The organism is Bradyrhizobium sp. dw_411 (assembly GCF_018449695.1).
In the GTDB taxonomy this organism is placed as follows: domain Bacteria; phylum Pseudomonadota; class Alphaproteobacteria; order Rhizobiales; family Xanthobacteraceae; genus Bradyrhizobium.
This window is the reverse complement of the sequence record NZ_JAAVUY010000022.1, coordinates 107,766-120,278: the sequence shown is the minus strand read 5'-3', so window position 1 is coordinate 120,278 and position 12,513 is coordinate 107,766. Positions and strand designations below refer to the sequence as shown.

Here is a 12,513-nt window from a genome sequence, read left to right as displayed (position 1 = left end):
CTTAGAGCGTGGGATAAGCAAAGGAGGCTACCCACCTTCCGGTGGCGAGCTTGATCAACTGCCGATCTGCGGCGTTTTACTCGCTTGCGGTTTTTAGGTTGCGTCAAACTCGACGAACTTCTTGTATATCCAGCGCCGTCCGTCAGAGCGTCGCCAAACCTTCCCGCGCAAGAGACGGCCGGTAATCGATCGACGCGGAATGATGACCGTCCAAATGTGCCAGACTTCGGCCCATTCGGGCGCCGGTTGTAGACTGCGATTAACGAGACTGCCAATCATCGTAAGCGACCTCAAGGAAAACAAAGCCGCCGAGCGTAGTATGATCGCCCGGCGGCTTTGCCATGCTGGGTCCGGATGGGGACAATATCCGGTGCGAGGACGCTAAATCCTTTTGCGTGCCACCCGCAACGAAACTCGCTTGTTAAGCTGAATACACGCGGTGCGGGTTAATTCTGGAACCGCCAGACGATGCCGTGATAACGGCTCAGGGTGCTTTTAGGTGAAAAAATTAGTCGCAGATTCGAGCCTGTGGCGAGCATCCCCGCTTAAGGACTGACCGGAAGCGCTCGCCAGGCGACGGTGCTATCATCCAAACGATCCGGGACCGCGCCAAGGCGATCCCGTCTCGCAGGCTTGCTTGTAGTTAGGATCGCGCCTTAGCGGCCGTTGCCACGGCAGCCGCCGCCCGGGCCGATGTGAAAGCCGCGCGGGCAGGCATGCGCACCCGGGTTCGCATAATTCTGCCGGCAACCGCCGTAGGGCCCGCGGTGGAAGCCGGGTCCGCAGCCTCCGGCCACCGCGATGATGTCGGTATTCACATCGGACGCAACGGGCGCTAGCGGCATCGCGTTGATAACACCTGCGCTCATCAGCGAGCCCGTGAGGAAGGCACCGAGCAGCATCGCGCGGGCGGAAGAGATCTTCATGTCGTGTTCTCCTTTGAGAGATTTTGTTGCGTGCATTCCCGCGTCGGAGAATGCACGGCCGTACCTGACGCGAATCTGCCGGTGGCGCGTCGTTGTATCGACGCGTTGCTTCAACCGTCTTGGACTGGCGGGCGTCGGAGTAGCCGGATACGGACTGTCGGGCGCTATTCCCATCACAGCGCAGTGTTGGTAGGTTCGCCGCATTCGTGCCGCGTTCAAATCGGCAGGTCGCCGCATCGCCCAGGTCTCCATGTCCGTGGTCACGAAATGTCCGTAGTCACGAAAACGCTGTCGACCGACATGCTGCCGGAGGGCCTTGACGACCGGCAGCGTTTTATCCAGTTCGCAGAACTGTTCGAGCATTTTTCCAATACCGGTGAGCTCGATCCGGCCCCCGATGTGCCGTTCCAGGCTGCGATGAATTCGATCCATATCGGAACGACCATGCTTGGCCGCTGCGACGGCACCTTCACCACGATACGGCGCGAACGCCGTCAGGTGCTGGCGACCAACGATGACCGCTATTGCCTCGCGCGCAACAGCGGCACGCGTGAGGCGCGGGTGGTTCATCGCAACCGCGAATTCACCATGCGGCCGGGCGCGCTGGTACTGCTCAAGCTCGACGAACCGTTCTTCAGCGCCGATGGTGGAAACCACAAGCGCTTCACCAATGTGCATTTGCCTGCCATGACGATGCGGGCGTTGGTCCCCGACATCGAAGCCAAGGTTGCCCGCGAGTTGGAGCCGGGCGGGGCGTTGTCACTGGCGCTGGATTACAGCGATCTGCTTTTGGAGCATCCCGACGTGGTCGCGGAAGCGGGAATGGCGATCGGCGCGCATCTCACCGATCTCGCCGCGATCGGCCTCGGCGCCCAGGGCGATGTCGCCGTGGCGGCCCAGCGCCGGGGCCTGCGCGCCGTCAGGCTGAAGGCGGTGCTGACGATTCTGGAAGCGCGTTTCGCCGAGCCGGATTTTTCCGCGCAGGAGCTCGCCGCGGCTGCGGGTCTTTCGGAACGTTATGTCAACGAACTGCTGTATGAGGCCGGTGCGAGTTTCACCATGCGGCTGACCGAACTGCGGCTGCGCAAGGCGGCGCAGTTGCTGGCGCATGCGGGAGAGCGCCGGATCAGCGACATCGCGCTCGATTGCGGCTTCAACGATCTGTCCTATTTTAATCGCTGCTTCCGCCGCCGCTTTGGTTTGACGCCATCCTCGGCGCGGGGACGGTAGAGCGCGGGGACACCTGCAATGCCGCTTAGCATTCTCTGAACCATCCGACGGGATCGTGCGGCCGGGCGCCAGTCAGTCCTAGGTTTGCGCCGACCAGTCCAAGACCCTGCTTCACCAGCTCGACTACATCTAACCCCAGGGAATCTGTGGGGAGAGTTTGGAAGTGCGCGCAAAATTGTACTCGGTTCTGGCATTGCTGGCGGGGGCTACACCCGGTCTGGCCGCGGATCTCGCAAATTCGCCCGCACCGGTAAAAGCACCGGTGGCGGTTGCCATTTTTAGCTGGACCGGCATTTACGTCGGCGGCGAGGTGGGGGGTGGCCAGAGCCATCTCAGCGGGATGGACCCGACCATGCCGGCCGCAGGCTGGACGTCGGTCAACACCAACGGCGTCATCGCCGGCGGCCAGCTCGGGTTCAATTACCAGATCGGCAACGTCGTGCTGGGCGCCGAAGGCAGCTACGCGTGGTCGGGAATCAACATGACGGCTGGCGGCCCTTTTGCGGGCGGCCCCGGACTGACGATCTCTGACAAGAACGATTATGTCGCGACTGCGACGGGCCGGCTCGGCTACGCCTTCGATCGGCTGCTGGTGTACGGGAAGGGCGGCGCCGCCTGGACCCGGGACAAGCTCAGCGCCAATGACGGGCTCGGCGGGACTGCCTCGGGCAGCTTCAACCGGACCGGATGGACCGCCGGCGGCGGCATCGAATACGCATTTTGGCAAAACCTCTCGGTCAAGCTGGAGTACGATTATCTGCGGTTTGGCGGGATCACCGAACAGCCGGCGACCACCGGCAACCTCGGCGTGACGCCCGCAGTCATTAAACTGGATATGCAGACGCTGATGATCGGGTTGAACTACCGCTTCTTTTGATCGGACGGATGCCGGCGAACCCCGGGGTTCCCAGCCCCGGGGTTCCTGCCTGCCTTGACCTTTGGCCCCACCCGCAGTACATAGCCGCCACCTGCTGCCGGCCCGTTTAGACGGATATCCGGCGCGGCTTTGAATTCCCCCGAACAATCGAGCCCGCTGGCCGGCTCATCCTTCGAGAGAGGGCTGGGCGCTAGAGGGCTGTTCGGATTCCTTAAACCTGAAATCGTCGAACGACGGACGCGGATCATAGACGAATGGCTTTCAGCCCGTTCAAATTCCTGCAGGAAGTGCGCTCGGAGACCAACAAGGTCACCTGGCCGACCCGCCGCGAGACGATGATCACCACCATCATGGTATTCGTGATGGTGGCGCTGGCCTCGATTTTCTTTTTCGCCGCGGATCAGATTATCCGCTACCTCGTCACCTTTTTGCTCGGCATTCACTAATGGCAAGCGCCGGAACACAGATGATGGACAAGCGCTGGTATATCGTTCACGCCTATTCGAACTTCGAAAAGAAGGTCGCGGAGTCGATCCGCGAGCAGTCCAAGCAGCGTGGGCTTGAAGAGCTGTTCGAACAGGTGCTGGTGCCGACCGAAAAGGTCACCGAAGTACGCCGCGGCCGCAAGATCGACGCCGAACGCAAGTTTTTCCCGGGCTACGTGCTGGTCAAGATGAAGCTGACCGACGAAGCCTTCCATCTGATCAAGAACACTCCGAAGGTAACGGGCTTCCTCGGCGCGGAAAACAAGCCGATGCCGATCTCGGAGGCCGAAGCCATGCGGATCCTGCACCAGGTGCAGGAAGGTGTGGAACGCCCGAAGGCGTCGGTGTCGTTCGAGATCGGCGAGAATGTGCGCGTGGCCGATGGCCCGTTCGCATCGTTCTCCGGTGTTATCGAGGAAATCGACGAGGCGCGCTCGCGCGTGAAGGTCGCGGTGTCGATCTTCGGACGCGCCACGCCGGTCGAACTGGAATTCGGTCAGGTCGAGAAGGTCTGATCGGAAGGGCGCGAAGCTCGTCTTTGCGTTGATAGGTCGTGGGAGGACAAGGCGGTCGCCAACCGTCTTCATCCGAACCACGAAACCTGAAACAGCCGATTTCGGTCGGCATAACAGGAGTGACATATGGCAAAGAAAGTGACCGGATACCTGAAATTGCAGGTGCCGGCCGGTGCGGCGAATCCTTCGCCCCCGATCGGACCCGCGCTTGGTCAGCGCGGCCTCAACATCATGGAATTCTGCAAGGCGTTCAACGCGCAGACGCAGAAGGAAGAAAAGAATACCCCAATCCCGGTGGTGATCACGATCTACGCCGATCGTTCCTTCACCTTCGAGATGAAGACCCCCCCGATGTCGTTCTTCATCAAGAGGGCGGCCAAGCTGACGTCCGGCTCGAAGCTGCCGGGCCGTGACAAGGCCGGTGCGGTGACCAAAGCGCAGGTGCGCGAGATCGCCGAAGCAAAGATGAAGGATCTGAATTGCGACTCTATCGAGTCGGCCATGAAAATGGTCGAGGGCTCCGCCCGTTCGATGGGTGTCGAGGTAGCGGGGTAACGGGTCATGGCAATCGGAAAACGTTTGAAGAAGGCCCGTGAGGGCGTCGATCGCGAGAAGCTCTATCCGCTCGCGGATGCCGTCAAGATGGTCAAGGAGCGCGCCAAGTCGAAGTTCGACGAGACGATCGAGATCGCGATCAATCTCGGTGTCGATCCGCGTCACGCCGACCAGATGGTCCGCGGCGTGGTGACGCTGCCGAACGGCACCGGCCGCACCTTGCGCGTCGGCGTGTTCGCACGCGGCGCCAAGGCCGAGGAAGCCAAGGCCGCAGGCGCCGATGTCGTCGGTGCTGAAGACCTGGTGGAAAAAGTACAGGGCGGCACCATCGATTTCGATCGATGTATCGCAACCCCCGACATGATGCCGCTGGTCGGCCGTCTCGGTAAGGTGCTTGGTCCGCGCGGCATGATGCCCAACCCGAAGATCGGCACCGTGACCATGGACGTCACCAGCGCCGTGAAGGGCGCCAAGGGCGGTTCGGTCGAGTTCCGGGTCGAGAAGGCCGGCATCGTGCAGGCCGGTATCGGCAAGGCGTCGTTCTCGGAAGAGAAGCTGGTGCAGAACGTCAAGGCGCTTGCGGACGCGGTCGCCAAGGCGAAGCCCGCTGGCTCCAAGGGCACCTACATCCAGCGCGTGGCGGTTTCCTCCACCATGGGTCCGGGCGTCAAGGTTGAGCCGGGCACGCTGCTTGGTTAGGTCGACGGCTAACGGCTAAAACAAATCAAGGGCGAAATTGGGCAACCGATTCCGCCCTTCTTTTTTGTGATTAGGAGTTCGTCCGATGCCATTCAAAGTCCTGGTCTATTCGCGTTTCCCCAAGGCGATGATGGCGCGGATCGGCGAGCGATTTGAGTTGCTGCATGCCGCGGGCAAGCCGCCGGCGGAAGTTTTCACGGCGGAGGAGCTTTCCGGCGTCCAGGCGATGATTACGGCGGGCGGCACGCCGTTGCCGGCGGCCGCGATGGATATGCTGCCGTCGCTGCGCGCGATCGTCTGCTACGGCACCGGGTATGACGGCGTCGATCTTGAGGCCGCCGCCAGCCGCGGAATCGTGGTCGGCCATAGTCCTGCGGCGAACGCCGCGGCAGTGGCCGATATGGCCGTTACCCTGATGCTGGCGGTGACGCGGCACTTGCTGCCGGCGGATGCATATGTCCGCAGCGGAGACTGGTCGGCCGCCAAACCCGCGCCGCTGCTGAGCTCACCGTCCGGCAATCCGGGTCGCCGCGTCGGCATTTACGGCATGGGCGCGATCGGCCGCAAGATTGCCAGCCGCGTCGCGGCGTTCGAGACCGAGGTCGGCTATTTCAGCCGCAGCCGGCACGACGTGCCCTATCAATACCTGCCGAGCCTCGAGGCGCTGGCGCAGTGGTGCAGCGTGCTGGTGATCGCGGTTCGCGCTGGCCCCGATACCCATCACGTCGTCGATGCCGGCATCCTGCAAAAGCTCGGCAGTGACGGCTATGTCGTCAATATCTCGCGCGGCTCGGTGATCGACCAGGCGGCGCTGATCGCGGCGCTGACCGACAAAACCATCGCGGGCGCCGGTCTCGATGTGTTCGAGAAGGAACCGCATGCCCCGGACACCTTGACGGGGCTTTCCAACGTCGTGCTGACCCCGCATCTCGGCGGCCACACTATCGAATCGCACATCGCGATGCAGGACTGCGTGATCGCCAATCTCGATGCACTTTTCGCCGGGAAGCCGCTGGTCCATGAGGTTCGAGGCGCCCAAAAATCGGCGATTTCGAACTGATTTTCCGCAAATACCGGGGTCATCGAAACTGCCGGAAATTAGCGCTTGGCAAGCCGGAAAAGAATCGTTAAAGAGCCGTTTCCGGACATGCTGGCTGTTGCTGGCACGTTTGTGCTCGCATTCCGAAAACCCGATACGATAGGAGACCGTTCCTTTCAGGACATCCGCATGGATTGCTCGAAAGGAAGGGAAAAACCGTCGTTCTGGGGGATGCGGGCAGGGGCTTCCGGCTTGCCGGAGTGCCTCGATCCTGTCCAAGACTGCAGGCGCCCGAGCCGAAATCTTGTGCTGAAACGCAAGTTTCTTCAACGGCTTAATTCATGGCCTGCATAGACGGGTGAAGACCGGATTTCGCTTTGCGTCGCTATGCGACGGGCTGCGGATATGGTTCGAACCTCGACACCCCGCGCCGTCAGGCTCGGGAGGGCAGGCTTTTCATATGTCGTTCTGCCCGACGTGTCCTGAAGACTGGAATGTCTCGAGGTCAGGTTTAAGGCGGGACGATGGGTGTAACCCGGCGGTCCTGCCTAGGTAGAGGCCGCCAACCGGAGAGAGCTTGCTGTGGAAAAAGCGGCAAAAAAGGACGCGGTTGAATCGCTGAACGGTCTGTTCAAGACCACCAGCGTGGCAGTCGTCGCCCACTATTCCGGCCTCACCGTGGCCCAGATGCAGAAGCTGCGCATGCAGATGAAGCAGGCGGGTGCATCGGTGAAGGTCTCGAAGAACCGTCTTGCCAAAATTGCTCTTGAAGGCACGGATGTCGTTGCCATCGGTTCCCTGCTGAAGGGGCCGACCGTGATCGCGACTTCAAACGATCCGGTAGCGGCGCCGAAGGTTGCCATCGAATTCGCCAAGACGAACGAGCAGTTCGTCATTCTCGGCGGGTCGATGGGTAAAACCGTCCTGGATGTTAACGGCGTCAAGGCGCTTGCCGCATTGCCGTCGCTTGATGAACTGCGCGCGAAGATCCTCGGCCTCCTTGTGGCGCCGGCGACCAAGATCGCTCAGCTCACCACTGCGCCCGCGGCCAAGCTCGCGCGCGTCGTCCAGGCCTATGCCTCGAAGAGCGAAGCGGCCTGACCCCCTTCGCAAATCAAACCTGGTTCGAACCAATACGCTTAAGGAAATAGATCAATGGCTGACTTACAGAAGATTGTTGACGACCTCTCGAGCCTCACCGTGCTCGAAGCTGCCGAACTCGCGAAGCTCCTTGAAGAAAAGTGGGGCGTGTCCGCCGCTGCCGCCGTTGCGGTAGCCGGTCCGGCCGGTGGCGGCGCTGCTGCTGCTCCCGCGGAAGAGAAGACCGAGTTCACGGTTGTTCTCGCCGCCGCGGGCGAAAAGAAGATCGAAGTCATCAAGGAAGTCCGTGCCATCACGGGTCTCGGCCTCAAGGAAGCCAAGGACCTCGTCGAAGGCGCGCCGAAGCCCGTCAAGGAAGGCGTCAACAAGGAAGAGGCCGAGAAGGTCAAGGCTCAGCTTGAGAAGGCTGGCGCCAAGGTCGAGCTCAAGTAACTTTCGGGTTGTTTGGGCGGCATCCCGGGCGGGCGAGGCGAGAGCTGCGCGGTCCGGGATCGGTCAAAAAGGTCACAACATGCCTCCGGGGCGACCCCGGAGGCATGTTGTACACAAGAATGTGTGGGGATTGGCGGGATTACCCCTCGAATTTCCACGATTGCCATCCCATATCGGGACGGCAGCACGAAAGCACGGTTAAGCGGTGGGAACGGCAGCGTTTCTGCGCAAGCCGTTGGGAGATAGGCAATTTCGGGCTTTTTCAGTCCGTAAGAGGCAGAGTTAGACGGGCGGGTGCGGTCAAGCGCCCCGCGCGTCGTTTTGCGTTCTGAAGGTCTGACGCCTCGATTCAGGATTTAAATCCTGTAATTGAAGTGTCCAGGTTTAGGAACGAATCGAAATTCAACCCGGGGGCGATGCCAATCGCGCTTCGGAAGGTTCGCCCGTGACGGGCGACGAAATGAGAGGCCACGATGGCGCAACAGACGTTCACCGGTCGCAAACGCGTTCGCAAGTTCTTTGGACACATCAAGGAAGTCGCCGAGATGCCGAACCTCATCGAGGTTCAGAAGGCGTCCTACGATCAATTCCTGATGGTGGATGAACCCACGGGCGGGCGGCTGGACGAAGGCTTGCAGGCGGTGTTCCGGTCGGTATTCCCGATCTCGGATTTCTCGGGAACATCGATGCTGGAATTCGTCCGCTACGAGTTCGAGCCCCCGAAATATGACGTTGACGAGTGCCGTCAGCGCGGCATGACCTATGCGGCGCCGCTGAAGGTGACGCTGCGCCTGATCGTATTCGATATCGACGAAGAAACCGGCGCGAAGTCGGTCAAGGACATCAAGGAGCAGGACGTCTACATGGGCGATATCCCGCTCATGACCATGAACGGCACCTTCGTCGTCAACGGCACCGAGCGCGTCATCGTCTCGCAGATGCACCGTTCGCCCGGCGTGTTCTTCGACCATGACAAGGGCAAGACCCATTCCTCGGGCAAACTCCTGTTCGCCGCGCGCGTCATTCCCTATCGCGGTTCCTGGCTCGACATCGAGTTCGACGCCAAGGACATCGTGTTCGCGCGCATCGATCGCCGCCGCAAGATTCCGGTGACCTCGCTGATGTTCGCGCTCGGGCTCGATGGCGAAACCATCCTGAGCACGTTCTACAAGAAGATTCAGTACAAGCGCACCAAGGAAGGCTGGCGCGTGCCGTTCGACGCCACCCGTTTCCGTGGCTACAGCACCATCAACGACCTGATCGATGCCGACACCGGCAAGGTCGTGCTCGAAGCCGGCAAGAAGCTGACCGTGCGCGCGGCGCGCCAGCTCCAGGAAAAGGGCCTCAAGGCACTGCGGCTGTCGGACGAAGAGTTGGTCGGCAACTATCTGGCCGAGGATATCGTCAATCCGAAGACCGGTGAAATCTACGCCGAAGCCGGCGAGGAAATCACCGAGAAGTCGCTCAAGGCGCTCAACGAACAGGGCTACAAGGAGTTGCCGCTGCTCGACATCGACCACGTCAATGTCGGCGCCTACATCCGCAACACGCTGCATGCCGACAAGAACATGACGCGTGAAGACGCGCTGTTCGACATCTATCGCGTGATGCGTCCCGGTGAGCCGCCGACCATCGATTCGGCCCAGACCATGTTCCAGTCGCTGTTCTTCGACAGCGAGCGCTACGACCTGTCCGCGGTCGGCCGCGTCAAGATGAACATGCGCCTCGAACTCGATGCGCCCGACACCCATCGCACCCTGCGCAAGGAAGACATTCTCGCCGTCATCAAGACGCTGGTCGACCTGCGCGACGGCAAGGGCGAAATCGACGACATCGATCACCTCGGCAACCGGCGCGTGCGCTCGGTCGGCGAGTTGATGGAGAACCAGTACCGCATCGGTCTGCTCCGCATGGAGCGGGCGATCAAGGAGCGTATGTCCAGTGTCGATATCGACACCGTGATGCCGCAGGACCTGATCAACGCCAAGCCGGCGGCCGCCGCGGTGCGCGAGTTCTTCGGCTCGTCGCAATTGTCGCAGTTCATGGACCAGACCAACCCGCTGTCGGAGATCACCCACAAGCGCCGTCTCTCGGCGCTTGGCCCGGGCGGTTTGACCCGCGAACGCGCCGGCTTCGAAGTGCGCGACGTGCATCCGACGCATTACGGCCGTATCTGCCCGATCGAGACGCCGGAAGGCCCTAACATCGGTCTGATCAATTCGCTCGCGACCTTCGCGCGCGTCAACAAATACGGCTTCGTCGAGACGCCCTACCGCAAGGTCAAGGACGGCCGCGTCACCGACGAGGTGGTCTATCTCTCGGCGATGGAAGAGGGCCGCTACCGGGTCGCGCAGGCCAACGTGCCGCTCGACAATCGAGGCCGCTTTACCGAAGACCTGATCGTCTGCCGTCACGCTGGCGAAGTGCTGCCGATCACGCCGGACAAGGTCGACTATATGGACGTGTCGCCGAAGCAGCTTGTTTCGGTCGCCGCGGCGCTGATCCCGTTCCTCGAGAACGACGACGCCAACCGCGCGCTGATGGGCTCGAACATGCAGCGTCAGGCCGTGCCCTTGGTGCGCGCCGAAGCGCCGTTCGTCGGTACCGGCATGGAAGGCGTGGTTGCGCGTGACTCCGGTGCTGCGATTGCCGCACGCCGGACCGGCGTGATCGACCAGATCGACGCCACCCGTATCGTTATCCGCGCCACCGACGATCTCGACCCCACCAAGTCGGGCGTCGATATCTACCGGCTGATGAAGTACCAGCGCTCGAACCAGTCGACCTGCATCAACCAGCGTCCGCTGGTGAAGGTGGGCGACCTCGTGAGCAAGGGCGACATCATTGCCGACGGTCCCTCGACCGATCTCGGCGAACTCGCGCTCGGCCGCAACGTGCTGGTCGCGTTCATGCCGTGGAATGGCTACAACTTCGAAGATTCGATCCTGCTCTCGGAGCGGATCGTGAAGGACGACGTCTTTACCTCGATCCACATCGAGGAATTCGAAGTGATGGCCCGCGATACCAAGTTGGGTCCAGAGGAAATCACCCGCGACATTCCGAACGTTTCGGAAGAAGCGCTGAAGAACCTCGACGAAGCCGGTATCGTCTATATCGGCGCCGAAGTCCGCGCCGGCGACATCCTGGTCGGCAAGATCACGCCAAAGGGCGAAAGCCCGATGACGCCGGAAGAAAAGCTGCTGCGCGCCATCTTCGGCGAAAAGGCTTCCGACGTTCGCGACACCTCGCTCCGCGTGCCTCCGGGCGTGCAGGGCACGATCGTCGAAGTGCGCGTGTTTAACCGGCACGGCGTCGATAAGGACGAGCGCGCTCTGGCGATCGAACGGGAAGAGATCGAACGGCTTGCCAAGGACCGCGACGACGAGCAGGCGATTCTCGACCGTAACGTCTACGGCCGTCTGGCGGAGCTTCTGGAAAACCGCCAGGGCATCGCCGGTCCGAAGGGCTTCAAGAAGGACACCAAGATCACGCGTGCCGTGCTCGACGAGCATCCGCGTTCGCAATGGTGGATGTTCGCGTCGCCCAACGACAAGCTGATGGCCGAAATCGAGGCGATGCGGAAGCAGTACGACGAATCGAAGAAGGGCCTTGAACAGCGCTTCCTCGACAAGGTCGAAAAGCTGCAGCGTGGCGACGAATTGCCGCCCGGCGTGATGAAGATGGTCAAGGTCTTCGTCGCGGTGAAGCGCAAGATTCAGCCCGGCGACAAGATGGCGGGACGTCACGGCAACAAGGGCGTGGTCTCCAAGATCGTTCCGATCGAGGATATGCCGTTCCTTGAAGACGGCACCCATGCCGACATCGTGCTCAATCCGCTCGGCGTGCCGAGCCGGATGAACGTCGGTCAGATCCTCGAGACCCATCTGGGTTGGGCGTGCGCGGGCCTCGGCAAGCGCATCGGTCAGGCTGTCGACGCGTACCTCGCGACCGCCAAGCAGGACACCAAGCCGCTGAAGGAGACCTTGAAGAAGATCTACGGCGACGACGAGACCATCAAATCGCTCAACGACAGCGAGCTGATGGAGCTTGGCCGTAATCTCAGTCACGGTGTGCCGATCGCGACGCCGGTGTTCGACGGCGCCAAGGAAGCCGACATCGAGGAGATGCTGAAGCTTGCAGGTCTCGATGCGTCCGGCCAGTCGACCGTCTTCGACGGCCGTACCGGCGATACCTTCGATCGCAAGGTGACAGTTGGGTACATCTACATGCTCAAGCTGCACCATCTGGTGGACGACAAGATCCACGCGCGTTCGATCGGACCGTACTCGCTCGTTACCCAGCAGCCACTGGGCGGCAAGGCGCAGTTCGGTGGCCAGCGTTTCGGCGAAATGGAAGTGTGGGCGCTCGAGGCTTACGGCGCGGCGTACACGCTCCAGGAAATGCTGACCGTGAAGTCGGACGACGTCGCCGGCCGTACCAAGGTGTACGAGGCGATCGTGCGCGGCGACGACACGTTCGAAGCGGGTATCCCGGAATCGTTCAACGTGCTGGTCAAGGAAATGCGCTCGCTCGGCCTCAACGTCGATCTGCATAATTCCAAGATCAGCGGCACGACATCCGAGGCGGCAGAGTAACTCAAAAGCGTCAGGCCCGGCCAAAAGCGCGAAGCACGTCTTCGCACAGATGGCCGGGC

11 protein-coding genes are annotated in these 12,513 nt (G+C 61.5%); 10 read left to right on the top strand and 1 reads right to left on the bottom strand.

Going from position 1 to position 12,513, the window contains the following annotated elements; all coding sequences use genetic code 11:
* Positions 1–656 precede the first annotated feature (656 nt).
* Positions 657–902 (bottom strand): hypothetical protein, encoded by a 246-nt coding sequence (locus HB676_RS29580; protein ID WP_213742028.1) that lies wholly within the window; start codon positions 900–902, stop codon positions 657–659.
* Between the two features lie 291 nt (positions 903–1,193).
* On the opposite strand from HB676_RS29580, the gene HB676_RS29575 reads away from it, so the two are divergent.
* From HB676_RS29575 to rpoB, 10 genes are all read left to right on the top strand, one after another.
* Positions 1,194–2,156 carry a helix-turn-helix transcriptional regulator gene (locus tag HB676_RS29575; protein ID WP_213742020.1) on the top strand — a complete coding sequence of 321 codons (963 nt, stop codon included), beginning with the start codon at positions 1,194–1,196 and terminating at the stop codon, positions 2,154–2,156.
* A 163-nt stretch (positions 2,157–2,319) separates the two neighbouring features.
* Positions 2,320–3,033, top strand: coding sequence for an outer membrane beta-barrel protein (locus HB676_RS29570; RefSeq protein WP_213742019.1), 714 nt, complete (start codon positions 2,320–2,322; stop codon positions 3,031–3,033).
* A gap of 254 nt (positions 3,034–3,287) precedes the next feature.
* Positions 3,288–3,479, top strand: a complete 192-nt coding sequence (gene secE / locus HB676_RS29565) for a preprotein translocase subunit SecE (protein WP_213742018.1) — start codon at positions 3,288–3,290, stop codon at positions 3,477–3,479.
* 23 nt (positions 3,480–3,502) lie between these two features.
* Positions 3,503–4,033, top strand: a complete 531-nt coding sequence (gene nusG, locus HB676_RS29560; protein ID WP_213742027.1) for a transcription termination/antitermination protein NusG — start codon at positions 3,503–3,505, stop codon at positions 4,031–4,033.
* Between the two features lie 126 nt (positions 4,034–4,159).
* Complete coding sequence (rplK, locus tag HB676_RS29555) at positions 4,160–4,588, top strand: 50S ribosomal protein L11 (RefSeq protein WP_213742017.1); 429 nt, start codon at positions 4,160–4,162, stop codon at positions 4,586–4,588.
* 6 nt (positions 4,589–4,594) lie between these two features.
* Positions 4,595–5,287 (top strand): 50S ribosomal protein L1, encoded by a 693-nt coding sequence (gene rplA, locus HB676_RS29550; RefSeq protein WP_213742016.1) that lies wholly within the window; start codon positions 4,595–4,597, stop codon positions 5,285–5,287.
* 85 nt (positions 5,288–5,372) lie between these two features.
* On the top strand, positions 5,373–6,347 hold the full coding sequence (locus HB676_RS29545; RefSeq protein WP_213742015.1) for a 2-hydroxyacid dehydrogenase: 975 nt from the start codon (positions 5,373–5,375) through the stop codon (positions 6,345–6,347).
* Positions 6,348–6,908: 561 nt separating this feature from the next.
* Positions 6,909–7,427, top strand: a complete 519-nt coding sequence (gene rplJ, locus HB676_RS29540) for a 50S ribosomal protein L10 (RefSeq protein ID WP_213742014.1) — start codon at positions 6,909–6,911, stop codon at positions 7,425–7,427.
* A gap of 54 nt (positions 7,428–7,481) precedes the next feature.
* The gene (rplL, locus tag HB676_RS29535; protein WP_213742013.1) at positions 7,482–7,859 is read left to right on the top strand and encodes a 50S ribosomal protein L7/L12; all 378 of its coding nucleotides are present in this window, start codon (positions 7,482–7,484) and stop codon (positions 7,857–7,859) included.
* A gap of 473 nt (positions 7,860–8,332) precedes the next feature.
* The gene (gene rpoB / locus HB676_RS29530) at positions 8,333–12,454 is read left to right on the top strand and encodes a DNA-directed RNA polymerase subunit beta (RefSeq protein WP_213742012.1); all 4,122 of its coding nucleotides are present in this window, start codon (positions 8,333–8,335) and stop codon (positions 12,452–12,454) included.
* Positions 12,455–12,513: the final 59 nt, after the last annotated feature.

Excerpts from the sequence above, each read along its gene's own strand:
- HB676_RS29580 (WP_213742028.1), bottom strand. The coding sequence starts at position 902 with ATGCTGCTCGGTGCCTTCCTCACGGGCTCGCTGATGAGCGCAGGTGTT.
- HB676_RS29575 (WP_213742020.1), top strand. The coding sequence starts at position 1,194 with ATGTCCGTAGTCACGAAAACGCTGTCGACCGACATGCTGCCGGAGGGC.
- secE (WP_213742018.1), top strand. The coding sequence starts at position 3,288 with ATGGCTTTCAGCCCGTTCAAATTCCTGCAGGAAGTGCGCTCGGAGACC.
- nusG (WP_213742027.1), top strand. The coding sequence starts at position 3,503 with ATGGACAAGCGCTGGTATATCGTTCACGCCTATTCGAACTTCGAAAAG.
- rplK (WP_213742017.1), top strand. The coding sequence starts at position 4,160 with ATGGCAAAGAAAGTGACCGGATACCTGAAATTGCAGGTGCCGGCCGGT.
- rplA (WP_213742016.1), top strand. The coding sequence starts at position 4,595 with ATGGCAATCGGAAAACGTTTGAAGAAGGCCCGTGAGGGCGTCGATCGC.
- HB676_RS29545 (WP_213742015.1), top strand. The coding sequence starts at position 5,373 with ATGCCATTCAAAGTCCTGGTCTATTCGCGTTTCCCCAAGGCGATGATG.
- rplL (WP_213742013.1), top strand. The coding sequence starts at position 7,482 with ATGGCTGACTTACAGAAGATTGTTGACGACCTCTCGAGCCTCACCGTG.
- rpoB (WP_213742012.1), top strand. The coding sequence starts at position 8,333 with ATGGCGCAACAGACGTTCACCGGTCGCAAACGCGTTCGCAAGTTCTTT.